23 protein-coding genes and 1 pseudogene are annotated in these 23,215 nt (G+C 73.0%); 14 read left to right on the top strand and 10 right to left on the bottom strand.

The genetic code is table 11. The features are described 5' to 3' along the window. A pseudogene (locus tag VMF51_RS25930) lies at positions 1-113 on the top strand (IS30 family transposase); the annotation flags it as partial. Positions 114-161: 48 nt separating this feature from the next. Here the strand turns inward: VMF51_RS25930 and VMF51_RS08335 are convergent. Further along, positions 162-410 (bottom strand): RNA-binding S4 domain-containing protein, encoded by a 249-nt coding sequence (locus VMF51_RS08335; RefSeq protein WP_325473950.1) that lies wholly within the window; start codon positions 408-410, stop codon positions 162-164. 4 nt (positions 411-414) lie between these two features. Continuing rightward, positions 415-1,677 carry a DUF445 domain-containing protein gene (locus VMF51_RS08330; protein ID WP_325473949.1) on the bottom strand — a complete coding sequence of 421 codons (1,263 nt, stop codon included), beginning with the start codon at positions 1,675-1,677 and terminating at the stop codon, positions 415-417. A gap of 44 nt (positions 1,678-1,721) precedes the next feature. On the opposite strand from VMF51_RS08330, the gene VMF51_RS08325 reads away from it, so the two are divergent. Together VMF51_RS08325 and VMF51_RS08320 are read left to right on the top strand one after the other, a co-directional pair. Continuing rightward, complete coding sequence (locus VMF51_RS08325) at positions 1,722-2,120, top strand: adenylyltransferase/cytidyltransferase family protein (RefSeq protein WP_325473948.1); 399 nt, start codon at positions 1,722-1,724, stop codon at positions 2,118-2,120. Positions 2,121-2,233: 113 nt separating this feature from the next. Further along, entirely contained in the window at positions 2,234-3,826 is a 1,593-nt protein-coding gene (locus VMF51_RS08320; protein ID WP_325473947.1) for an MXAN_6640 family putative metalloprotease, read from the top strand. Between the two features lie 111 nt (positions 3,827-3,937). On the opposite strand, the gene VMF51_RS08315 is transcribed toward VMF51_RS08320, so the two are convergent. The 3 genes from VMF51_RS08315 to leuE form a co-directional block, all read right to left on the bottom strand. Further along, entirely contained in the window at positions 3,938-4,984 is a 1,047-nt protein-coding gene (locus VMF51_RS08315) for a hypothetical protein (RefSeq protein WP_325473946.1), read from the bottom strand. Between the two features lie 177 nt (positions 4,985-5,161). Further along, positions 5,162-5,437 (bottom strand): HU family DNA-binding protein, encoded by a 276-nt coding sequence (locus VMF51_RS08310; RefSeq protein ID WP_244929413.1) that lies wholly within the window; start codon positions 5,435-5,437, stop codon positions 5,162-5,164. A 186-nt stretch (positions 5,438-5,623) separates the two neighbouring features. After that, positions 5,624-6,286, bottom strand: a complete 663-nt coding sequence (gene leuE / locus VMF51_RS08305; RefSeq protein WP_325473945.1) for a leucine efflux protein LeuE — start codon at positions 6,284-6,286, stop codon at positions 5,624-5,626. 171 nt (positions 6,287-6,457) lie between these two features. Between leuE and VMF51_RS08300 the strand changes: the two genes are divergently transcribed. Genes VMF51_RS08300 through VMF51_RS08290 form a run of 3 tightly spaced genes read left to right on the top strand, consistent with a single transcriptional unit; the run spans position 6,458 to position 8,377 of the window. After that, positions 6,458-6,589 carry a hypothetical protein gene (locus tag VMF51_RS08300; RefSeq protein WP_325473944.1) on the top strand — a complete coding sequence of 44 codons (132 nt, stop codon included), beginning with the start codon at positions 6,458-6,460 and terminating at the stop codon, positions 6,587-6,589. Then, the gene (locus VMF51_RS08295) at positions 6,589-7,365 is read left to right on the top strand and encodes a DUF4118 domain-containing protein (RefSeq protein WP_325473943.1); all 777 of its coding nucleotides are present in this window, start codon (positions 6,589-6,591) and stop codon (positions 7,363-7,365) included. Before VMF51_RS08300 ends, VMF51_RS08295 begins: the two co-directional genes overlap by 1 nt. Before the next feature lie 58 nt (positions 7,366-7,423). Next, entirely contained in the window at positions 7,424-8,377 is a 954-nt protein-coding gene (locus VMF51_RS08290; protein WP_325473942.1) for a DUF389 domain-containing protein, read from the top strand. Between the two features lie 37 nt (positions 8,378-8,414). Here the strand turns inward: VMF51_RS08290 and VMF51_RS08285 are convergent, their stop codons facing one another. The 5 genes from VMF51_RS08285 to VMF51_RS08265 form a co-directional block, all read right to left on the bottom strand. Continuing rightward, positions 8,415-8,729 (bottom strand): Dabb family protein, encoded by a 315-nt coding sequence (locus VMF51_RS08285; protein WP_325473941.1) that lies wholly within the window; start codon positions 8,727-8,729, stop codon positions 8,415-8,417. Then, positions 8,729-9,472 (bottom strand): hypothetical protein, encoded by a 744-nt coding sequence (locus VMF51_RS08280; RefSeq protein ID WP_325473940.1) that lies wholly within the window; start codon positions 9,470-9,472, stop codon positions 8,729-8,731. Before VMF51_RS08280 ends, VMF51_RS08285 begins: the two co-directional genes overlap by 1 nt. Positions 9,473-9,556: 84 nt before the next feature. Then, entirely contained in the window at positions 9,557-10,777 is a 1,221-nt protein-coding gene (locus VMF51_RS08275) for an MFS transporter (RefSeq protein WP_325473939.1), read from the bottom strand. Continuing rightward, positions 10,774-11,865 carry an LLM class flavin-dependent oxidoreductase gene (locus tag VMF51_RS08270; protein ID WP_325473938.1) on the bottom strand — a complete coding sequence of 364 codons (1,092 nt, stop codon included), beginning with the start codon at positions 11,863-11,865 and terminating at the stop codon, positions 10,774-10,776. Before VMF51_RS08270 ends, VMF51_RS08275 begins: the two co-directional genes overlap by 4 nt. A 43-nt stretch (positions 11,866-11,908) precedes the next feature. After that, positions 11,909-13,039: an acyl-CoA dehydrogenase family protein gene (locus VMF51_RS08265; protein WP_325473937.1), complete on the bottom strand. Its 1,131-nt coding sequence runs from the start codon at positions 13,037-13,039 to the stop codon at positions 11,909-11,911. Between the two features lie 189 nt (positions 13,040-13,228). Between VMF51_RS08265 and VMF51_RS08260 the strand changes: the two genes are divergently transcribed. The 8 genes from VMF51_RS08260 to VMF51_RS08225 are packed head-to-tail and all read left to right on the top strand — an operon-like array spanning position 13,229 to position 23,194. After that, positions 13,229-14,866: an ABC transporter substrate-binding protein gene (locus tag VMF51_RS08260; RefSeq protein ID WP_325473936.1), complete on the top strand. Its 1,638-nt coding sequence runs from the start codon at positions 13,229-13,231 to the stop codon at positions 14,864-14,866. Positions 14,867-14,908: 42 nt separating this feature from the next. Next, on the top strand, positions 14,909-15,976 hold the full coding sequence (locus VMF51_RS08255; RefSeq protein WP_325473935.1) for an ABC transporter permease: 1,068 nt from the start codon (positions 14,909-14,911) through the stop codon (positions 15,974-15,976). Beyond that, entirely contained in the window at positions 15,973-16,845 is an 873-nt protein-coding gene (locus tag VMF51_RS08250; RefSeq protein ID WP_325473934.1) for an ABC transporter permease, read from the top strand. Before VMF51_RS08255 ends, VMF51_RS08250 begins: the two co-directional genes overlap by 4 nt. After that, positions 16,842-18,530 (top strand): ABC transporter ATP-binding protein, encoded by a 1,689-nt coding sequence (locus tag VMF51_RS08245; protein WP_325473933.1) that lies wholly within the window; start codon positions 16,842-16,844, stop codon positions 18,528-18,530. The genes VMF51_RS08250 and VMF51_RS08245 overlap by 4 nt, the downstream gene beginning before the upstream one ends. Further along, a complete protein-coding gene (locus VMF51_RS08240) occupies positions 18,527-19,792 on the top strand; it encodes an acyl-CoA dehydrogenase family protein (RefSeq protein ID WP_325473932.1) in 1,266 nt (421 codons plus the stop codon). Before VMF51_RS08245 ends, VMF51_RS08240 begins: the two co-directional genes overlap by 4 nt. After that, the gene (locus VMF51_RS08235; protein ID WP_325473931.1) at positions 19,789-21,030 is read left to right on the top strand and encodes an LLM class flavin-dependent oxidoreductase; all 1,242 of its coding nucleotides are present in this window, start codon (positions 19,789-19,791) and stop codon (positions 21,028-21,030) included. Before VMF51_RS08240 ends, VMF51_RS08235 begins: the two co-directional genes overlap by 4 nt. Then, on the top strand, positions 21,027-21,968 hold the full coding sequence (locus tag VMF51_RS08230) for an LLM class flavin-dependent oxidoreductase (protein ID WP_325473930.1): 942 nt from the start codon (positions 21,027-21,029) through the stop codon (positions 21,966-21,968). Before VMF51_RS08235 ends, VMF51_RS08230 begins: the two co-directional genes overlap by 4 nt. Further along, positions 21,965-23,194: an acyl-CoA dehydrogenase family protein gene (locus VMF51_RS08225; RefSeq protein WP_325473929.1), complete on the top strand. Its 1,230-nt coding sequence runs from the start codon at positions 21,965-21,967 to the stop codon at positions 23,192-23,194. Before VMF51_RS08230 ends, VMF51_RS08225 begins: the two co-directional genes overlap by 4 nt. Positions 23,195-23,215: the final 21 nt, after the last annotated feature.

Below are 23,215 nucleotides of genomic sequence, written 5' to 3'. Positions count from 1 at the left end.
AGGACCTCGAACGCATCGCCGCGACCCTCAACAAGCGACCCCGCCCTACCCTGGGGCTCAAGACCCCAGCCCAAGCGCTGGCCGAGCTCCTGTCGAACCCGACAGCAGCATGAACGTTGCTTCCACCGGTTGACCCCGCTGGTGCGGAACGTCAGGGACTATCACCAGGGCAGGTCGTCCTCGTACGACGCCGCATCGACCACGCGGGCGGCCTGGGGGCCGAGGACGACCACGTCGCCCTGGGTCAGCTGGCGGCCGCGGCGGGTCTCGACCTCGCCGTTGACCGTGACCTCGCCGGCGGCGATCACCGGCTTGGCGTCGGCGCCGGACTCGACGAGGTTGGCGAGCTTGAGGAACTGGCCGAGCCGGATCGACTCGTCGCGGATCGGGACATCGAACGGCTCGCTCACACCACTAGTGAACCAGCACCGACACGGCGTGGATCAGCACCCCGACCAGGCCGCCGACGATGGTGCCGTTGATCCGGATGAACTGCAGGTCGCGGCCGACGTGCAGCTCGATGCGCCGGGCCGCCTCCCGGCCGTCCCAGCGCTCGATGGTGTGGGTGATGACCGCGGTGAGCTCCTCGCCGTACCGCTCGACGGCGAAGACGGCCGCGTCGGCGCCGATGCCGTCGAGCCGCTCGCGCAGGGCCGGGTCCTCGACGAGCCGCTCGGCGAAGGCGAGCACCTCGCTGAGCAGCCGATGGCGCAGCGCCCCGTCGGGGTCTTTCAGCGACGAGGTGAGCACCCGGCGCAGCGCGTTCCACAGCGAGGTCGCCGACGCGAGCACCTGGGGGTGGTCGAGCAGCCGGTCCTTGAAGCGCTCCGTGCGGGCCTGGGTGTCGGGGTCCTCGAGCAGGTCCCGGGCCAGCTGGGCCAGCATCGAGTCGAAGGCCAACCGGGCCTGGTGTCGCGGGTCGTCGCGGATGTCGGCCACCCAGCGCACCAGCTCGACGTGGATCCGGCTGCTGACCCGCTCGTTGAGTCGCGGCGGCGTCCACCAGGGCGCGCGCTCGACCAGCACGTCCGAGACCGTGTCCGGGTTCGCGACCAGCCAGTCGTGCAGCTCGCGCAGCGCCAGGTCGACCAGCCCGTGGTGCAGGTCGTCGCGGAGCGTCTCGTCGAGCAGGCTGCCCAGCAGCGGCGCGATCGGCTCCTCGTGGAACCGGGGCACCAGCGCGTCGCGCACCAGGCTCTCGACGTGCTCGTCGCGGATCTTGCCGAGACCGATCGCGGCGACGTCCGAGGCCTCCTCGACGACGCGGCGCGCGTTCGCCGGGACCCGCAGCCAGCGCCCGATCCGCAGCGAGACCGTGGCGGCCGCGATCCGGTCCCGGATGATCCCCTCCTGCAGGAAGTTCTCACCGAAGAACTCCTCCAGCCCCTGCGCCAGCTGGTCCTTGCGCCGCGGGATCAGCGCGGTGTGCGGGATCGGCAGTCCGAGCGGGTGCCGGAACAGCGCCGTCACCGCGAACCAGTCGGCGATGGCGCCGACCATCGAGGCCTCGGCACCGGCGTTCACGAACCCGAGGAACCCGTCGCTGCCCAGCGTGGCGACGTACACGAGAGCGGCGAGCAGCAGCAGCGAGACCGCGACGGTGCGCATCCGGCGCAGGGCGCGGCGGCGTACCTCGTCGGCCGCCGGGTCGCCCGTGATCATCTCGATGGTCGCCATCCGGCGATTCTTGCCGAGGCACGGTGACTGCGAGAATCACCCGCATGGCACGCACGGTCATCACGTTCGGCACCTTCGACGTCTTCCACGTCGGTCACCTCCGGGTGATCGAGCGGGCGGCGGCGCTGGGCGACCGGCTGGTGGTCGGCGTGTCCGCGGACCAGCTCAACGTGAGCAAGAAGGGCCGCGAGCCGGTGTTCAGCCAGGGCGAGCGGCTCGAGATCGTCGCCGCGCTCAAGCCGGTCGACGAGGTCTTCGTCGAGGAGAGCCTCGACCTCAAGCGCGACTACATCCTGAAGTACGGCGCGGACGTCCTCGTCATGGGTGACGACTGGGCAGGCCGCTTCGACGAGTTCCGCGACGTCTGCGAGGTCGTCTACCTCCCGCGCACGCCCGCGATCTCCACCACAGCCCTGATCGAGAAGATCTCCTCGACCGGCTGACCGCACGCCGTCTCGGGGCTTTGGTTCGGCGGGTTTGGTTCGACCAGGGGCTGGGGCAGGCTGATCCAGACCGCGGTACCTCAGGGGTGCCGCCTCACAGATAAGGCACTTGCATGCGCCGTACCATCGCCGCGGCTGTCGCGGCCATGGCCACCGCCTTCACGGTCCTTCCGGCCCAGTCCGCGACCGCTGTCGACGAGCAGGTCACGCTGCCCACCGAGGACGTGCCCCAGATCGCGACGGACGAGCAGGCCACCGAGGCCCTCACCACCGTGAGCGAGCTGGTCGAGGGCACGGCCGCACCGCAGTCCGGTGCCGCGCGTCAGGCGGCCGAGGAGGCCCCCGACCTCACCCTCGCCCTGCGCGACCTCTACCTCGCGCTGCCGCGGCTAGACGCCGACCAGCGCCAGCAGGCCGAGGCGCTCCTGGCCCGGCCCACCGACGGGTCCTCCGACCCCCAGGGCAACGGGTACACCGTCCCGTCGACCAAGAGGTGCAGCGGACACTTCTGCGTCCACTACGTCACCAGCGGCGCCGACGCCGCCAAGCCGGCCTGGGTCCGGTACACCCTGAGCCAGCTGAACCGGGTCTGGAAGCACCAGATCAACCGGATGGGCTACCGCAAGCCGCTGTCCGACCGGCCCCTGCCCCGTAACGGCGGCAACGGCAAGTTCGACGTCTACCTCAAGGACCTCGGGTCGGCGGGCCTGTACGGCTACTGCGCGCCGGAGGCCACGCTGATCGGCGCGAAGTACCGGTGGCGGGCGATCTCCTACTGCGCGCTCGACAACGACTTCTCCCGCGCCCAGTTCGGCACCGCGCCCAAGCCGACCCTGAAGGCCACCGCCGCCCACGAGTTCTTCCACGCGGTGCAGTTCTCCTACGACTACGGCGAGGACCGCTGGTTCATGGAGTCCACCGCCACCTGGATGGAGGAGCAGGTCTTCGACTCGGTCAACGACAACCGGCAGTACCTCGCCGCCAGCCAGGTCCGGGCCCCCTGGATCCCGCTGGACACATTCACCACGGCCGGCTCGTTCCAGTACGGCAACTGGGCCTTCTGGGAGTACCTCAGCAACCGCTACGGCACCAAGATCGTGCGCAACGTGTGGACCGCCACCGCGCCCCGCGGCAAGCGCAACACCTACGCCATCGGAGCGCTGAAGCAGCAGCTGCGGCGCCGCGGCGGCTTCGCGAACGTCTACCGCTCCTTCGCCGCCGCCAACGCCTTCCCGGCCCGGGCCTACCCCGAGGGCCGGCGCTGGCCCTCCCCGAAGCCCGCGGCGAACCTCCGGCTGTCGAAGAGCAAGCGCACGGAGGCCGGCACCCTGACCCTCAACCACCTCTCCTCGCACCACGTCCGGCTGCGGCCGGAGAAGAGCCTGCGCGGCAAGAGCTGGAAGCTGCGGGTCAAGGTCGACGGCCCCTCCCGCAAGGCCTCGCCCGGCGTGGTCGTCACCACCCAGCTGCGCAACGGCAAGCTGGTGCGCAAGAACATCCGCCTGAACCGGAACGGCAAGGGCCAGACCAAGGTGACCTTCAGCAGCCGCAGGATCCGCAGCGTGACGGTCACCGCCGTCAACGCCTCCACCCGGTTCGCCTGCAACCGCCCGGACGCTCCCGCCGACCCGCGGTACAGCTGCCAGGGGATCCCGCGGGACGACCGTCAGGCGTTCGCCCTGCGTTTCGGCGTGGTCAAGCGCTGAGCTCCCCCACCGGGCCGTAGGTCCGCGAAACGACCGGACGCCCGGCCGGCTCACTTCCTGAGCCGGCCGGGCGTCCGTCTTGTCGAGGTGCGTGCCGAGGAGCGGGGCGCCTCAGCGGTGCTTGCCGGAGCCGTGGCCCCGCGAGCCGTGAGCGTCACCGTTCCGGCCGTCCCGGCCGTCGCGTCCGCTGCCGCGCTTGTCGTCGTGCTGCTGGCCCTGCTGACCGGGCCGGTCGCCGTACTTGCCCGGCTTTCCGGGCCTGCTGTCCGGCTTGCCCTCCGGCCTGCCGCCGGAGTCGTTCCCCGGCCCGCGGTCATCGCCGCGCCCACGACCGCCACGGGACTCGTCGGACCCACCCCGGTCGCCCCGGCTCTCGCCGCGGCTGTCTCCGCGGCCGTCTCCGCGGTCGCCGCCGTGGTGTCCCCGGCCGTCCCGGTCCCGGCCCCGGTGATCGTGGTCGCGGCCACCGCGCGGCCCGCGACCGGGACGCGTCTCGGGGGTGTCCTCGGAGGCGTCGGCACTCGGGCTGGCCGAGCCGCTCGGGGCGCTCGGGGCGCTCGGGCTCGTCTTGACCGGGCTGTTCGACTTGGTGGGGCTGCTCGACTTGCCGGACCCGTTGCCGACGCTCGGCGACGGCGACGGAGTCGCCCCCGGCGCGGGCTGGGGCGCGGACGGCGGGACCGAGGGCGTGATGGGCGTGAGCGGTACGCCGGGGGCGGGCTGGACCGGAGCGGCCGGGTCGGCCAGACCGGTGGACGAGGTCGCGCCGGACCCCGCGAGCAGGACCTGAGCGGCGTCGTCCGAGGCCGCCAGGACGGCACCCCCGACGCCGCCGAGTCCCCCGGCGCCCGGCGCCGGGGTGCCGCCCGCTGTCGGGAGGTCGGACGCGGTCGCGCCGGTGGACCCGTCGCCGCTCGGGTCGGTCGTGAGCTCCTCGGGCACGTGGGTGCCGCTCACCAGGGACTGGCCCTCGGGCTCGGCACCGACGAAGGGCAGGTCCGGGAACCCGGGGATCCGCTCGTCGAGTCCGGTGGCGTGCAGGCCGACCGCCGCGACGGTGAAGACGCCGGCGCCGAGGCAGAGGCCGAGCAGGCTGAGCCGGGCGTCGCGATTCGCGGCCTGGGCGGGTCGGAGGGGGCGGCGAGGGAAGACGGACACGAGCGAACTCCCTGGATATCTCGATGGAACCGAGCACACGGTAGCGGTCCCGGAGGACCTTCCTCGATTCCTCGGCAGCCCGTGGACGGACCTGAGGAGTTCTGTGCAGAAACTTTCGGAGAAAATGGACGCAGGGTCCGACCCTCACGGGTCGGACCCTGCGCGGGACGTCGGCAATCAGCCGGCGACGGCCGCCTTGAACGCCGAGCCGGCCTTGAAGGCCGGGGCCTTGCTTGCGGCGATCTGGATCTCCGCGCCGGTCTGCGGGTTGCGACCGGTCCGCGCGGAGCGCTCGCGCGCCTCGAACGTGCCGAAGCCCGGGATGGTCACCTTGTCGCCACCGGCGACGGCCTTGGTGATCGCCTGGAGGGTCGCCTCCAGCGCACGGTCGGCCTCGGCGGCACTCGAACCGGTCGCCTCGGCAATGGCGTCCCGAAGCTGGGCCTTGTTCATCTGAGCTCCTCTGTGCTGAGAACGATTGTCGAATTTTCGACATCGTAGGTGATCGCGCCCGCCGTCCGGCAGTCAGCGCGCCCGGTCGTCGACCGTTTCACGTCCGTCCGAGCCTACGGCCCCGGGGCCTCGCGTCAACCACGGCGCGCCCCGGCGCGCCGCCCGACCCTCGGCACCTGCCCCGGATCAGGCGCTGGTGGTGGCCAGCTTGAGCGCGAACGCCAGGAACACGGCGCCGACCAGGGAGGTGCCGCCCGCTGCCAGCGCCCGCCGCCGCCGTACGACGGCGGCGAGTCGCGCCCCGCACAGGATCAGGGCGCTGAGGTAGAGGAAGCTGGCGATCTCGACCAGCACGCCCAGGAACAGGAACGACAGGGCCGGGCGGCCGTACCCGGGGTCCACGAACTGCACGAAGAAGGCGATGAAGAACAGGATCGCCTTCGGGTTGAGCAGGCTGATGACCAGCGCACGCCGGTAGGGACGCTCGACCGACTCGCGCGTCGGCACGCCGTCGTCGAGCGCGTCCTCGATCTCGGGGACCGAGCGGCGCCGCCAGGCGGTCCAGGCCCCGCGGAGCATGCCGACGGCCAGCCAGCCGAGGTAGCCCGCGCCGAGGTACTTCACGACGCCGAAGAGCAGGTCGTTGGTCCGCAGCACCGAGGCGACCCCGGCGGCCGAGAGCACCATCAGCACGGCGTCGCCGGTGAACACGCCGCCGGCGGCCTGGTAGCCGGCCCGGATCCCCCGCCGGGCCGAGACCGAGAGCACGTAGATCGAGTTCGGTCCCGGCAGCAGGATGATGAGGACCAGGCCGACCAGGTAGGACCCGAGGTCCGTCACACCCCACACGCCGGAGATCATCCCACCCCCGCGCAGTGACTCCTTCGATCTCCACCAGGTGCCCGAAGCCGAGCCTCCTGCCCACCCACGCACGCGCAGGGTCAATTTCGCGTCGGGGCACCGTCAGGATCGCGTCAAGAGTCTCCCGCTGCCGTCCCGGGACGTCCTAACGTCGACGGCATGTCAGTCAGACCCGGCGCCCCGCTGGGGCGGACGCACCGTCGACCGGCCGGCGTGGGCGGGATCGTCCTCGTCGGCATCGCCATGCTCGTCGCAAGTGTGATGGCCATCATCATGCGGTTACTGACGTGATGGACGAGCAGCTCGGCCGCTCGATGCGAGAACGGCAGACTAGGCTCCGACCCTGGCTGGTGGGCCTGGCTGTGCTCCTCCCGCTCGCGACCGCCGCCGTTCTCTCCGGGGCACGCGAGTCCGTGGCACCTGCGACGTCCTGCCTGGTGCTCGTCACGATGGTGGTCGCCGTGGCGGCGGCCGGGGACCGTGCCGCCGGACTCCTCGCCGCCCTCTCCAGCGGGCTGTGGTTCGACTTCTTCCTCACCCGGCCCTATCTCAGCTTCACGATCGACCATCGTGAGAACGTCGAGATCACCGTGCTGCTCGTCGTCATCGGTGCCGCAGTCTCCGAGCTCGCGTTGTGGGGAAGGCGACAGCAGGAACGGGCGAGCCTTCGAGCAGGGTATCTCGATGGTGCCGTCCGGGCTGCTGGCCTGATCGCCGTCCACGACCGGTCGGTCGAGGACCTGGGGATGGAGGTCGCCGACCAGATCCGCTCCGTGCTGGGCGTGTCCGACTGCCGCTTCGTCCAGCACGGACGCCCGGATCCGCGCAACGCCGTCCTCGAGCCCGACGGCACCTTGATCCGCGACGGTCACGAGGTCGACGTCAACCGGGTCGGACTTCCGAACCTGGAGGAGACAGCCCTGCCGATCCGGGGCCGGCCGGGGATCGACGGGCACTTCGTGATCACCGCGGTCCTGCCGGTCTACCCCACGGTGGAGCAGCGCCGCGTGGCGGCTCTCCTGGCGGACCAGCTCGGCACCGTCATCGACCGACGACGCGCCAGGTGAGGGTGGTCGGGGTGGTGGCACCCAGCGCCAAACGCCACCGAGGAGTCAGAATCTCGCCATGTTCCACCTGAGGATCACCTCTCCCGCCGACCTCACCGACGAGGTGCTCGCCGTCTTTGGCGACGATCCCGCCGTCAGCCAGCTGGCCGTGATGCGCGGCGCATCCCTCGCGCCACCTGGAGATATCGTGCTCGTCGATGTCGCTCGGGAGGCCGTCAACGAGCATGTCGACCGGCTGAACGAGCTCGGTATCCCCGAGGTCGGCACGATCCACCTCACCCCGGTCGCCTCCTGGGTCTCGCGGGCCGGGTACGACGCGGCCCGCCGTACTCCTGGCTCCGGCGCCGACGCCGTGGTGTGGGCAGACGTGACCCAGCGGGCTTACGAGGAGTCGGAGCTCAACTGGACCTATCTCTCGTTCATGGTCCTGGCGACGATGCTGGCCAGCATCGCCATCGTCCTCGACTCGCAGGTGCTCGTCATCGGCGCCATGGTCCTGGGTCCCGAGTTCGTCCCCGTCGCCGCCCTCGGCCTCGCCCTCGTCCGACGCCGCCGACGGCTCTTCCAGCGGGCCGCACGCACGCTCGTGCTCGGGTTCGCTGTCTCTATCGCCATCACAACGGCGGCCGCGCTGATCGGCCGGGAACTGGGGTGGATCCTCGCCGAGGACGTGACCGGGCCACGGCCGGGAACGGACTTCATCTACTCCCCCGACAGGTGGTCGTTCATCGTCGCCCTCATCGCGGCCGCCGCGGGGGTCCTCTCCCTCACCTCCGCCAAGATCGGCGGGCTCTCAGGAGTCTTCATCTCCGTGACTACCGTTCCCGCGGCCGGAAACGTCGCCCTCGGCCTCGCCTTCGGCGCCTTCGACGAGGTGCGGGGCAGTACCGTCCAGCTGGCGCTGAACGTCAGCGGAATGATCCTCGCCGGCTGGCTGACCTTGGCCGTGCAGCACCATGTCTGGAAGCGGATGGCCCGGCACCGCAAGCGGGTCACGCAACAGCAGAGGTGACCTCGCCCGCCGACGGCTGCGGAGAGGGAACCGCCGGTCAGCGACTCACGCGCACGTCCGAGTCGTCGTACTGGACGAACGCCTTGGCGACGAGCACCGGACCGATGTGGTCCTGGACGACGGCCACGTGGGCGGGGTGCGTCTTGTACGCCTCCCAGGCCGCCTGCGACTCGAAGCGCATCTGGAAGCGCAGGCTCGCGTTGCCCTCGACGAGCCCCGCGTCCCGGACGACCTGGGCCTCGACCAGGCCGTCGACGACGCCGGGCAGCCCGAGCAGACCCGACGCGATCGCGTCGAGCCGGGCGTCGCCGGCGTCCGGGGCCAGGGTGAGGTGACCGACGTGGTTGAACATCAGAACTCCTCCATCAGCCGGCCGTAGCCGGCGATCTTGTCGTCGATCCCGTTGGCCCGGAAGGCGTGCCACATGGTGGCCAGGTTGATGGCGATGACCGGCTTGCCGAGCTCCTTCTCCAGCTCCGCCGCCACCGCGATGCACTCCAGGTTGGTGCCGCACTGGATCAGCGCGTCCACGTCCGGCCCGTCGACGGCGAGGAACGCCGCGCGCAGCGTCTCGGGGGTCTCGTCGGCGATGGAGGTCGCCGAGGCCGAGCACAGCCCGTGGATCGCGGCCACGTCGTACCCGAGCTCGGTGAAGTAGGCCACCACCTGCTCGTCGCCCACCGGCTGGTACGGCGTCACCACGCCGATCCGCTTCGCGCCGAACGCCTTCAGCGCCTCCCCCGCCGCGGTCGCGCCGGTGGTGACCTCGCGACCGGTCAGGTCGCGGACGTTCTGCTCGAACGCCGCGTTGCCCTGCACCCCGCCCCAGAACGTCTCGGCCGACATGCCCATCACGATGTACTCGGGCTCGCAGGTCATCACGACCTCCAGCGCCCCCGGCAGCGCCTCGTTGAGGCACTCGCGGAACGCGCCGAACGCATCGGCGGAGTCCAGCGCCGGCGCGCTGATCATGATCCGGCCGGTGTGCCAGGAGCAGTCCTGCGGCCGGAGGTGGTGGAACTCGCGCTCCACCGAGGTGTTGGTCGAGGGAAGCACCAGGGCGAACTTGCGCCCCTTGGTGACGGCAGCGCTCATGGCGGCTCCTTGGTAGGCACGAGGGGGAATCCACTCGGATCCAGTATAGAGAATATATTCTCTACGTCTCTGGAGTCGCGGGGATCACCGCGCGAGCACCGCCTCCCCCGTCACCGCGTCGGCGGAGCCTCCCCGGCGCCGCCTCGGGACGAGCGGCAGCAATGCGGCGGACGCGCCGAGCGAGACCACACCCCCGGCGACCAGGAAGCGCCAGTCGGCCAGCCAGGCGGCGACCAGCGGTGCGCCGGCGCGTGCCAGCGCCATGGGGACGACGATCGCCGCCATGATCGAGGCGAACTGGGCCGCGCCGAAGGTGTCGGCCAGGATCGACGGACGCGCGATGACGCTGACGCCGTTGGCCAGCCCGACCGCCGACACGCACAGGAAGGTGAGCGGGATCGAGAGGCCCACCAGCGGCAGCGCCAGCAGGCCGATCCCCTGGATCGCGAACGCGCCCGCGGCGGCCGTCGCGAGCGGCAGCCGTCTCGCGAACGTGGTCAGCGCCAGCCGCGACAGGATCTGCAGCAGGCCCACCGCCATCGGGATCGTGGAGGCCACGGCGAGCGAGTGCCCGACGTCGAGCAGGTAGCTGAACACCAGCAGCAGCACCGCCGAGGTCGCCGCGGCCTGCCCCACAAACGCGATCGCCAGCAGCCAGAACCGGCGCTGACGCAGGGCGACCCGCACCGAGACGCTCGCCCGCGCCCGCACGCGTCGTACGTGCGTGGCCCGGTCGGGGATGGACCACAGGTGCCCGGGCACCGAGGTGACCAGCATCAGCCCGGCGAGCACCAGCAGGGTGTGGCGCCAGCCGAGCTCGGACACCAGCCAGCCCAGCGGCGGGTAGACCAGGTACGTCGACAGCCCGGCGATCATCGTGACGGTGAGGATCGACCGATCCCGACGGCTCGGGTCGCTGGCGACCACCAGCACCGCGAACGCCGCCTCGTAGGTGCACATCGCCGTCCCCAGCCCCATCGCCGCGAACGCGAGGTAGAGGTGGGTCAGGGACGTGGCCTGCGACCAGAGCACGATCGACAGCACGCCGATCGCGGACCCGACAGTCATGATCCAGCGGCCGCCATGGCGGTCGAGCAGCCGGCCGACCGGGAACGCGACCGCGGCGCCGACCAGCGTCGAGATCGAGGTCGCCGCGGTCACCGCGGCACGGGAGACGTCGAGCGACTCCGAGATCGGGATCAGCGCGACGGGCAGGGCCTGCGACATCGCGATGAACCCGGTGCTCATGGTGACCGCGAAGACGGCCACCAGGCGGCGGTTGTCGGCGAACGGATCGCCGCTCATCCGCGCAGGAGCGGCAGCAGCTGCTCACCCTGGCGCTCGATCTCGCGCAGGTACGGCGTGTCCGAGAGCACGAAGTGCGTGATGCCGAGGTCCTGGTAGCGGCGCAGCGACTTGGCGACGTCCTGCGGCGAGCCGACCAGCCAGGTCGTGCCCGCTCCCCCGGCGCCGTACCGCCCGGGGGTCGTGTAGAGGTTGTCGTCGAGCACCTCGCCGCGCGAGGCCAGCTCGAAGAGCCGCTGCTGCCCCACCGCCGTACGCCGGTGCGGGTTGTACGCCGGCGAGTCCTCCTGCCGGCGGTCCGCCTGCGCCGCCATCTCGGCGACCCGCGCCTCGGCCTCGACCCAGGCCTGCTCGGTGGTGTCCCGCACGAAGGTCGTCACCCGCAGCCCGAACTGCAGCGGGGCGTGCTCGCGCCCGAGCTCCTCGGACAGCGCGCGGAGCCGCTGGATCCGCTCCCGGACGCCGTCGAGCGGCTCCCCCCAGAACAGCTGGACGTCGGCCTCGGTCGCCGCGACCCGCTCCGCGGCCTCGGAGGCACCGCCGAAGTAGAGGGTGGGGTGCCGCCGCTCGCCCTGCGCGGTGAGCCGCGGCGTGATCCGCGGGATGACCGTGGAGTCGGTCACGGAGAAGTGCTCGCCGTCGTACGTGACGTGCTCCTCGGTCCACAGCCGGCGCACGAGCTGCATGAACTCCTTCGTGCGCCCGTACCGCTGGGCCTGGTCGCCCTCGCTGTCGCCGTACGCACCGAGGTCGTCCTTGCCGGACACGACGTTGACGCGCACCCGGCCACCGGTCAGGTGGTCGAGGGTGGCGACGGAGGAGGCGAAGTTCGCGGGCCGCCAGTAGCCGGGCCGGACGGCGACGAGCGGCTCGAAGGTCCGCGTCCGGGCGGCGAGCGCGGTGGCGAGGGTGAAGGTGTCCGGCCGGCCCCAGCCGGTGCCGAGGAGGGCTCCGGTCCAACCGGTGCGCTCGAGCGCCTCCGCCTGGGCGGTCAGGGTGTCGAGGCTGTGGTGGTCGTCGGTGACCGTGTCACCGCGGTGACCGGGCTCGACGGTGTTGGGGATGTACCAGAGGAACTCGGAGCTCATCGCAGTCTTCCTGTCGGGGTTTCGGGTGGAGGGAGGTGCCGGCTCAGCCGGCCAGCGCGGCCAGGTGGGTGAGCTGCGCCCGGCGGACGTCGCTGCTCTGCCCCTGGACCTGGCAGAACAGGGCGGACCGGGCATGGAGCTGGGCGGTGTCGTCGCCGGCCAGCCCGTGGCCGCGCCGGGCGACCAGCAGGGCCCGGGTCAGCAGTGAGAGCGCCTCGCCGGAGGCGACCTTCAGCGCCAGCCGCTCCCGGAGCCGGTACGGCGCGTCGCCGGCGGGCGTGCCCGCGGTGACCTGGTCGGCCAGGGCGTAGGCGCGGCTGCGCAGGTCGGCGACCCGGGGCGCCCAGCGGTCGGCGACCGCGGCGGCGAGGGGGTCCCCGGAACCGGCGAGCTCGGCGAGGACGGTCTGCGCCAGCCCGAAGTGGTGCGGGCGGGCGTCGCTCGCGACGTCGAGGTCGTTGCGGCGCCACCGCGCCAGTGAGTCGGTGGCGATCACGTGCTCGTCGGGGACGTGGACCGCGACCAGGCGGACCCGCTCGGTGCGGCTGCCCGCGACGGCGCCGAGCGCGAGCGGGGTCGCGCGGGTGCCCGTGCCGACCGGGACCAGCGCGGTCACGACGGTGTCGCTGCCGGGATCGACGGCCGCGACGGTGAGCGCGGCGTGCAGTCCCCAGCCGCTGACCCACGACAGCACCCCGTCGAGTCGCCAGCCGCCCGGGACCCGCACGGCCGTGACGTACCGCTCGGGGTAGCGGCGGACGTCGCTGATGCCGGCACCGAGCAGGACCTCGCCGCGCAGCACCCGGTCGGCCAGCTCCGAGCGTGGCGCGCCGGCGGCGGCCAGCCGCCCGACGAGCGGCGCGTGCTGCGCCCAGACCAGCCAGGTGTTGAAGCAGGCGCCGGCCAGCACCTCGTGGAGGCGGCGGTCCTCGGGACGGGCCAGGCCCGCGCCGCCGTACGTCGCGGGGGCGGCGTGGTTGAGCAGCCCCACCTCCGCGAGGCGGCTGATCCGCTCGGCGTCGACCCCGCGACGTTCGGTCTCCAGCGCCGCGGGTCGCAGCACCTGCTCGGCGAGCTCACGCACCCGGGCGACGAACGCGTGCCGGTCGGCGGCGTCGACGGCCCGGGCGGCGGCGGACAGGTCCGGCGGGGCCGGCTCGGTGGTCAGGGTCATGCGCTGTTCCTCCTACGTCGGCCTGGATCTGCGGCGGTCCGCCCGGGGGTGACGAGGGCGACGCGCCACCATTTGAACACTTTGTCGCTCAAGTAAGCATTCTTGATACGTTTACTCTACTTAACCCGGTGCGCCTCCCGTCCACGGCCCCGAAACGTGGACACGAACAGCAAGGACGAACCCACCCCGATGAGCACGATCCGGTTCCGCAAGCTCCTGGCCGCCACGGCCGCCGCCACCGCACTCGCCACCGTCCTCGCCGGATGCGGCGGCTCCTCGTCGCCCGCGAGCAGCAGCGGCGGCGGTGACCCCGTCACGGGCGGCACCCTGACCTTCTACGACCCCGTCGAGTACTCCGCCTGGCAGATCACCAACACGCTGTGGTCGAACACCCAGGTCACCAACAACCTCGTCGACCGCCTGACCTGGCAGGACCCCGAGTCCGGCGAGATCAAGCCCTGGCTCGCCGAGTCCTGGGAGATCAGCGAGGACGAGCTGTCCTACACCTTCCACCTGCGCGAGGGCGTGACCTTCAGCAACGGCGAGCCCGTCGACGCCGCGATCGTCGCCGCCAACTACGACCAGCACGGGTTCGGCGACGAGGCCCGCGGCATCGCCCCCGACACCTTCTTCTCCGACTACGAGGGCTCGGAGGTCGTCGACCCGCAGACGGTGCGGTTCACCTTCACCCGGCCCAACGCCGGCTTCCTGCAGGTCACGTCCGTCTACCGCTCGGGCATCCTGGCGCAGTCCTACCTCGACGCCGACTGGAACGAGCAGGGCCAGCTGGAGAACGTGATCGGCTCCGGCCCCTTCGTCCTGGAGTCGGTCAGCGGCACCTCCGAGGTCGTCCTCGCCAAGCGCGACGACTACGACTGGGCGCCCGACGGCGCCCAGCACGAGGGGGCGGCGTACCTCGACCGTGTCGTCTTCAAGACCGTGCCCGAGGCCGGCACCCGCGTCGGCGCCCTCCAGTCCGGCGAGGCCCACGTCGCGCGCAACATCGCGCCGTACGACGAGGAGACGGTGACCGCCGGCGGCGGCGTCATCGAGGCCTTCCCGGTGCAGGGCCAGACCAACAAGCTGCAGATCTCGATCGGCGCCCCCGGCCCGACCCGCGACGTCGCCGTCCGACGCGCCCTGCAGGCCGCGACCGACCGTCAGAGCATCAACGAGGTCGCCCTCTCCCCCAGCTACCCCGTCCCCACCGGAACCCTCGCCGAGGGCACCCCGCTGCGCGGCGACGCCAGCGAGTACCTCACCTACGACCTCGACCGCGCCCGGGAGCTCCTCGAGGGCGCCGGCTGGGTCGAGGGCAGCGACGGCGTGCGCGAGAAGGACGGCCAGCGGCTCGCGTTCACCCTCTACGTCACGCCGTACTACCAGGTCTCGCAGGCCGTGCTCGAGCTGCTCCAGTCGCAGTGGAAGGAGGCCGGCATCGAGGTGAAGCTCACGACGCCCTCGCTGACCGAGTACCAGGCGCTGCTCGCCGACGACCCGGCCGCGGTCGTCTTCCAGCAGGGCCAGACCTCCCGTGCCGACGCCGACGTCCTGCGCGCCTCGCTCGACAGCACCGCGAACAACACGACGTACGCCGACCCCGTGGACAACAAGCTCGACCAGCTGGTCCGTGCCCAGGCCCTCGCCTTCGACCCGACCGAGCGCGCCGCGGCGGTCCAGGCGATCGACGACTACGTGTTCGACCAGGCGCTGCAAATCCCGCTGTACGACGAGACCCAGGTCTACGGCCTGGCGCCGAGCGTGCAGGGCTTCCAGACCGAGGCCGTCGCCCGCACCTGGCTCTACGACACCTGGCTCGCCGAGTAGCCGGTCCCTCCCCCTCCCTACGCCATCCGACGAAGGAGTCCCGTGCGCAGATACGTCGCCCGACGCCTCGGGCAGGCGGTCCTGGTCCTCTGGGCCGCCTACACCCTGGCCTTCCTCCTGCTCAGCGCGCTGCCCGGTGACGCGGTCAGCAACCGCATCAAGAACCCCGACGCCCAGATCTCCCCGGCCGCGCAGGAGACCCTGCTGTCCTACTACGGCCTGGACCGGCCGCTGTGGGAGCAGTACCTGCACGGCCTGGGGAGCGCCGTGCGCGGCGACTTCGGCTACTCGCTGTCGACCGGCAAGCCGGTCGCCGACATGGTCGTCGAGGTCATCCCGAGCACCCTGCAGCTCACCGGGCTCGCCCTGGTCTTCGGGATCGCGTTCGCCGCGGTGGTGGCGCTCGCGATCAACTACGGCCCGTGGCGCTGGCTGCGCCAGGCGGCGGGCTCGCTGCCGGCGCTGTTCGGCTCGATCCCGACGTTCGTGGTCGGCATCCTGGCCCTGCAGTACCTCTCGTTCCGCCTGCACCTCATCCCCGCCGTCGACGACGGCACCCTGCTGGCGCTGGTGGCCCCGGCCGCCACGCTGGGGCTGGTCATCGCCGCACCGCTCGCCCAGGTCTTCGCGACCTCGATCCGCAGCACCCGCGCCCAGCCGTTCGTGCACGTGCTGCAGGCCAAGGGCGCGACCGAGGGCTACATCTTCCGCAAGGACGTGCTGCGCAACTCCTCGCTGCCGGTGCTCACCCTGCTCGGCCTCGCGGTCGGCGAGCTCGTCGCGGGCTCGGTCGTCACCGAGACGGTCTACGCCCGCGAGGGTCTCGGCCAGCTCACCGTCGGTGCCGTCAACACCCAGGACCTCCCCGTCGTCCAGGCGGTGGTGCTGCTCTGCACGGCGGCGTACGTCGCGGTGAACCTCGCGGTCGACCTGGCCTACCCGTTCATCGACCCGCGCATCCTGGTCGACGGCCGGACCCGCCGGGTCACCGCCGGCCGGCCGGCGGCGCGCACCGCGCCGTCGGCGGCCGTCCCGGCCCCGGTCGCGGCGGCGGTCGCCCCCGCCGCCGTACCGCCGCGGCGGCTGCCGGTGGAGGTGTCGATGCCATGAGCGCTCTCCTGCAGACCCCCGAGGCACCGCTCGCGGTCCCGGGACGCGAGCGCACCTCGCTGGTGCGCGCGGCGGCGCGGAACTGGGCGCTGGCGCTGTCGGTCGCCGTGGTCGGGGTCGTGCTGCTGTGGGCCGTCGTCCCCGGCCTGTTCACCGGGCACGACCCGCTGGCCGTGGACCCGCGCGCCAAGCTGCTCCCGCCCTCGGGCGAGCACTGGTTCGGCACCGACCAGCTGGGCCGCGACGTCTACTCCCGCGTGGTCCACGGCGCGCGGGCCTCGCTCATCGGCTCGGCCGTCGCGGTCGGCGTGGCCGTCCTGGTCGGCTCGCTGCTCGGGGCGCTGGCCGGCTGGTTCGGCGGGTTCGTCGACAGCGTGGTCATGCGGCTCATCGACGTCGTGCTGTCGATCCCCGGCTTCCTGCTCGCGATCACGCTGGTGGTGCTGCTCGGCTTCGGCATCTTCCAGGCCGCGATCGCGGTCGGGCTGACGTCCTCGGCGACCTTCGCCCGGCTGATCCGCTCCGAGGTGCTGCGCGCCCGCGCCAGCACGTACGTCGAGGCCGCGATCACCAGCGGCGCCTCGACGTCCGACATCCTGCGCCGGCACGTGGTCCCGAACTCGCTGGCGCCCACGCTGTCGCTGATCACCGTGCAGTTCGGCACCGCGATCATCTGGATCGCCTCGCTGAGCTTCCTCGGCCTGGGCGCCCAGCCGCCGGACCCCGAGTGGGGGCGGCTGGTCGCCGAGGGACGCAGCTACATCGCCACGCGCGGCTGGCTGACCCTGTGGCCCTGCGTCACGATCGTCGCCGTCGTGCTGTCCACCAACCACATCTCGCACCGCATCACCTCGCGGAGGCACGCATGACGATCACCGCACCACGCCCGCACCCGGAGGAGCAGCCGTCCTCGGCCGAGGCACCCGAGCCGGTGCTCGAGGTCGAGGGGCTGAGTGTCGGCTACCGGGTACGGCGCACGCTGAGCCCCGTCGTCCACGACGTCTCCTTCCGGGTGCTGCCCGGCCAGGTGCTGGCCCTCGTCGGCGAGTCCGGCTCGGGGAAGACCACGACCGGCCACGCCGTCCTCGGGCTGCTGCCCGAGAACGGCGAGGTGCTCGACGGGTCCATCCGGTTCCGCGGCCAGGACCTCACCGAGCTGTCGGCCCGGGGCTGGCGCGACCTGCGCGGCCGCGCCATCGGCCTGGTCCCGCAGGACCCGACCGTCTCGCTCGACCCGGTCCGCCGGGTCGGGGTCCAGGTGGAGGACGTGCTGCGCCTGCACACCGACCTCGACGCCGACGCCCGCCGCGCGCGGGTGCACGAGCTGTTCGAGCTCGTCGGCTTCGACGACGTCGAGCGCCGGGCGCGGCAGTACCCGCACGAGCTCTCGGGCGGGATGCGGCAGCGGGTGCTGATCGCCTCCGCGATCGCCGTCGAGCCCGACCTGGTCATCGCCGACGAGCCCACGTCGGGCCTGGACGCGACCGTGCAGAAGCAGGTCCTCGACCTCATGGACGACCTGCGTGCCCGCAGCGGGACCAGCACCATCCTGATCACCCACGACCTCGGCGTGGCCGCCGACCGCTCCGACCTGGTCGGCGTGATGCGGCAGGGCCGGCTCGTCGAGGTCGGGCCGACCGCCCAGGTGCTCGCGGACCCGCAGCACGAGTACACGCGGCAGCTGCTGGCCAGCGTGCCGGCCCGGCTCGAGCTGGTCCGCGACCGGCCCGCCGGCCGCGTGCCCCGCGAACCCGAGGTGGTCGTGCAGGTCACCGACCTCGTCAAGGAGTACGGCGAGGTCCCCGCGGTCGACGGCATCTCGCTGGAGGTCCACCGCGGCGAGACGTTCTCGATCGTCGGCGAGTCCGGCAGCGGCAAGTCCACCACCGCGCGGGTGCTCAGCGGGCTGACGGAGGCCACCTCCGGTCGGGTCCGGCTGCTCGGCACCGACATCACCTCGCTGACCCGCAAGGAGTTCCGGCCGCTGCGCCGCGACCTCCAGCTCGTCTACCAGAACCCCTACGCGTCCTTCGATCCGCGCTTCGACGTCTACGACGTGGTCGAGGAGCCGCTGCGCTCCTTCCGCAGCGGACGGCGCTCGCTGCGCCGGCGGCCCGAGGACGTCGCCGCCGTACGCCGGGCGCTGGAGGCCGCCGCGCTGCCGGCGTCGTACGCCGACCGGCATCCGCGCGAGCTCTCCGGCGGCCAGCGGCAGCGGGTCGCGCTGGCCCGCGCACTGGTGCTGGAGCCGCAGGTGCTGGTGCTCGACGAGCCGATCTCCGCGCTCGACGTCTCGGTCGCCGCGCAGATCCTCGAGCTCCTCGACTCGCTGCAGCGCGACCTCGGCCTGACCTACGTCTTCATCTCCCACGACCTGTCCGTGGTCCGGGCGATCTCCGACCGCGTCGCGGTCATGCAGCAGGGCTGGATCGTCGAGCAGGGACCCGTCGCGCGGGTCTTCGAGGACCCGCAGGACCCCTACACCGAGCGGCTGCTGGGCGCCATCGCCGGCCAGCGGCTCGCCACCCCCTCCACCCGAGCAGGAGCACGATGACCCTCACCACCGACCCTGCCGGCCCCCCGGCACCGACCGTCGCCGGGACCGGGCAGCCCGCCACCCTCGCCGAGGCCCTCCCCCGCATCCGAGCCGTGCTGGCCGAGCTGGCCGTGGGCGCCGCCGACCGCGACGTCCACCACGAGCACCCCGACGCCCTGGTCCAGGAGCTCGCCGACGCCGGCTTCGGCCGGCTCCGCGTCCCCGTCGAGCACGGCGGCTTCGACGTCGACCTGCCCACCCTGTTCGGCCTGCTGGCCGAGGCGGGGGCGGCCGACTCCAACGTCCCGCAGATCTGGCGCGGCCACTTCACCACGACCGAGATCCTGCGGCTCGAGATCGACCCGACGGTCCGCGCGACCTGGTTCGACCGGATCCGCCGGGGCGCGGTCTTCGGCAACGCCCAGTCGGAGCCCTCCGCGCAGGGCACCCAGGCGCAGTCGACGCTCACGACGCGGGTGCGCGTCGCGGACGACGGCACCCGCCTGGTCACCGGCACCAAGTTCTACTCGACCGGCGCCCGGTTCGCCGACCACATCCGGGCGGCCGTCACCGACGACGACGGGCACCGCGGGTTCGTGGTGCTCCCCGCGCGGCACCCCGGGGTCACCCACGTCGACGACTGGGACGGCCTCGGGCAGCGCCAGACGGGCAGCGGCACCACCCTGTTCGAGGACGTCCCGGTCCAGGAGCACGGCGACATCGGCCGGTTCAAGGAGTCGCTGCGCGGCCTCGACTCGTTCGTCCAGGTCGTGCACCTGGCGAACCTGGTCGGGATCGCCCGGAACCTGGTCGACGAGACCGTCGACCAGGTCCGCGCCCGGACCCGCACCAGCCTGCACGCCCAGAGCGACGAGGCCCGCCGCGACCCGGACGTGCTCGCCGTCGTCGGACGGATCGAGGCACGCCGGCTGAGCGCCGAGACGCTGCTGCGCGCGGCCGCCGAGGCCCTCGAGGCCGCGCACGCCTCCGGCGTCGAAGCCGACTACGAGCGCGCGTACGTCGTCACGTCGACGGCCCAGGTCGCCGTCATCGAGGCGGTGCTCGACGCCGCGTCCTCGGCGTACGACGCCCTCGGGTCGTCGGCCGTGCGGACGGCCGCCCACCTCGACCGGCACTGGCGCAACGCCCGGACCCTGGCCTCGCACAACCCGGTCGTCTACAAGCCCCGCGTGGTCGGCGACTTCCTGGTCAACGACGTCGCCCCGGTCTCCGGCTACTACCGCGACCGACCCTCCTTCCGATCGGAGGCGAGCCGGTGAGCGCGCAGCTGCACCTCAACGTCAACATCCTCAACGCGGGCGTCTTCGGCGGGTCCTGGCGCTTCCCGGGCACCGACCCGCTCGCCAGCTTCTCCATCGACCACTACACCTCGATCGCCCGCAAGGCGGAGGCGGCCAAGCTCGACGCGGTCTTCCTCGCCGACACCCCCGTCCTCGACCCCCAGCTGCGGCACCGCCCCGGCAACAGCTTCGAGCCGACCACCGTGCTGGCGCGGATCGCGGCGCAGACCGAGCGGATCGGGTTGATCGGGACGCTCTCCTCGTCGTACAACGACCCGGCCGAGCTCGGCCGTCGGCTCGGCGACCTCGACCTGCTCAGCGGCGGACGGTTCGGCTGGAACGTCGTCACGACCGCCGGCCCGGTCGCCGCCGCGAACTTCGGCCGGCTGGGCGAGCCCGAGCACGCACTGCGCTACCGGCGCGCGGCCGAGATGGTCGAGCAGGTCGTCGCCACCTGGGACGAGCGCGCCGACTCCCCGCAGGGCCGCCCGGTCGTCGTCCAGGCCGGCGGCTCCACCGACGGCAAGCGCCTCGCCTCGCGGGTGGGCGAGGTGATCTTCTCGGCCGAGCAGGACCTGGCCAAGGCGGTCGCCTTCCGCACCGAGCTGCGCGCCGGCGCCCGCGAGTGGGGCCGGTCCCCCGAGGAGCTCGTGGTGCTGCCCGGCGTCTCCACGGTCCTCGGCAGCACCGAGGCGGAGGCGCGGGAACGGCGGGAGGTGCTCGACGACGTGCTGCCCCAGGCGTACGCCCGCCAGCGCCTGGCCGGCCAGCTCGGCTTCTCGCTCGAGGGGCTCGACGACGACGCGTCCATCCCGGCCGAGCTGCTCCACGACCCCGACCGCGTCGGAGGCACCACCCAGACCTTCTACCGCATCGTGCGCGACATCATCGAGTGCGAGAACCCGACCCTGCGCCAGCTGCTGCGCAAGCTCGGGGGCGGCGGCGGCCACCGCATCGTGGTCGGGACTCCGGAGCAGGTCGCCGACGACCTGGAGACCTGGTTCCGCCAGGGCGCGGCCGACGGCTTCAACGTGATGCCCGACGTGCTGCCCTCCGGCTTCGACGAGTTCGTCGACCACCTGGTCCCCGAGCTGCAGCGCCGGGGCCTCTTCCGCACCGAGTACACCGGGACCACCCTCCGCGAGCACCTGGGCCTCGGTCTGCCCGGCGTGCCCAGCGGGGTGTGGGACCGCAGCCCCCTGGAGGCCGCGCGATGAGCACGCAGACCATCCCCGTCCTGGTCGAGGTCGCCGTCGGGGGCGGTGCCCTCACCGTCGCCGAGGCCGACCGGGTCGCCGAGGCCGCCCAGGAGGCGGGCGTGACCGCGCTGCGGCTGCTCGACACGCTCGGCGAGCGGTCCACCGTCGAGGCGACCCTCGCGGCGGCGTACCTCGCCGGGCGGCACGACCGCCTGGGCTTCCTGGCCGACGCGAGCACGACGCGCAACGCGCCGTACAACCTGGCCCGGAGGGTGCTCTCCGTCGACCGCGCCGCGGCGGGCCGGCTCGGCCTGCTGCTCCACCCCGGCAGCGGCGACGAGGTCAGCGACGCCACGACGCCCGACACGACGGCCACCGTGGCGGGCGAGCGCTGGTCGGAGTACGCCGGCCTCCTGGCTCGCCTGTGGGAGTCCTTCCCCCGCGAGGCGCTGCTCGGCGACGCCGAGCGCGCCCTGCTCGTCGACGACGCCCTGATCGCCGCCGTCGGGCACGAGGGCCGCTACTACCGCGTCGCCGGGCCACTCGACGGCCCGACCTCGCTGCAGGGACGGCCGGTCGTGGCCGCGGATGCCCGGGAGCTCGGCTGGGACGAGCTGGCCACCGGTGCCGACGTGGTCGTGGTCGACGCCGACCGGGCCGACGGCGCCGCCGCGCTGAGTGCCGCGCTGGAGCGCGTCGGTCGCCGGCGCAGCGACGTCGCGCTGCTCGGCCGGATCCCGGTGGCCGCGACCGAGGGCGCCGGGCGGCTGCTCGACCGGCTCGCCGGTCACGATCTCGACGGGCTGGTCCTGGTGCCGCCCGGCGGCGCCGACGGCGCGCTGGCGGTGATCCGCCACCTGGTCCCGCAGCTCTCCCCCAGCCCCGCCGAGCCGACGCTGCGGGCCGGGCTCGGCCTGACCCCGGTGGCGGCACGCCTGACGGAGGCCGTCGCATGACCGCCCTCGATCCCGGTCACGACCTCGACCGGCCGCTCGACGTACGCCCGGCCCCGACGCTGAGCGGGATCCGGGCCGGCGTACGTCCCGTCCTGACCCGGCTGGCGGCCTCGGCCGCGACTCGCGAGCAGACCCGCGACTACGCCTTCGCGGAGGTGCGCGAGCTCGCCGACCAGCGGATCGCACTCACCGGCATCGCCCGCGCCGAGGGCGGCGCGGGCGGCACGCTGCGCGACGTCACCGACCTGGTCGTCGAGATCGCGCGCGCCGACTCCAGCGTGGCCCAGGCGCTGCGGACGACGTTCCTGACCGCCCACGCGGTCGCGAGCGGAGCCCCGGTGCCGCACCGCGACCGGGTCCTGGAGAGGCTCCGCGCCGGCGACCTGTTCGCCGGGACGTCCAACGAGCGGACCGGCGGGGCCAGTGGCGCCGTCGGCACCACGGCCCGCCGGGTGCCGGGCGGCTACCTCGTGGACGGCGACAAGTACTACTCCACGGGCGGCCTGTACGCGTCCTGGTTCAGCACCGCGGCCCGCACCGAGGACGGCCGGATCATCCGGTTCAGCGTCCCGTTCGACCGCGACGGGGTCGAGCGGCTCGACGACTTCGACGCCGTAGGCCAGCGGCTCACCGCCAGCGGCACCACCCGGCTGCGGGCGGTGCACGTGCCCGAGGAGGACGTCGTCTTCACCGACGAGGTGGAGCCCGAGAACCCCTGGCGCGGGAGCTGGGCGCAGCTCTACCTGGCGGCCGTCCAGGCCGGCATCGCCGCGCGCACCCTCGACGACGCCGTCCGGGTGGTGCGCGAGACCGCCCGCCCGATCAAGCACAGCACGGCGAGCACCAGCGCCGAGGACCCGTACGTCCAGGAGACCGTCGGCCAGATCGCGACCCGCGCGCAGGCCGCGCGCGCCGTCGTCCTGCTGGCCGCCGAGGAGCTGGGCGCGGTCGCGGGACTCACCGGCCCGGCCGCGCGTACGGCGGGCGCCGCGGCGGCGGTCGCCGTCGCCCAGGCGAGCGCGGCCGCGATCGAGGCGTCCCTGGCGGCGTCCGAGCTGCTCTTCGACGTCGGTGGCGGCTCGCTCACCGACCGCCGGCTCGGCCTGGACCGGCACTGGCGCAACGCCCGGACGGCCGCGAACCACAACCCGCGCCAGTGGAAGCACGCCGTCGCGGGCGCCTACCACCTCACCGGACAGGAGCCGCCCACGACCGGTCTGTTCTGAGCATCCGCCCCCTGCTTCACC

It is taken from the genome of Nocardioides sp. (assembly GCF_035503875.1).
Lineage (GTDB): Bacteria > Actinomycetota > Actinomycetes > Propionibacteriales > Nocardioidaceae > Nocardioides.
Note: the sequence above shows the minus strand (reverse complement) of the source record. Positions and strands in the feature narration are given on the sequence as shown.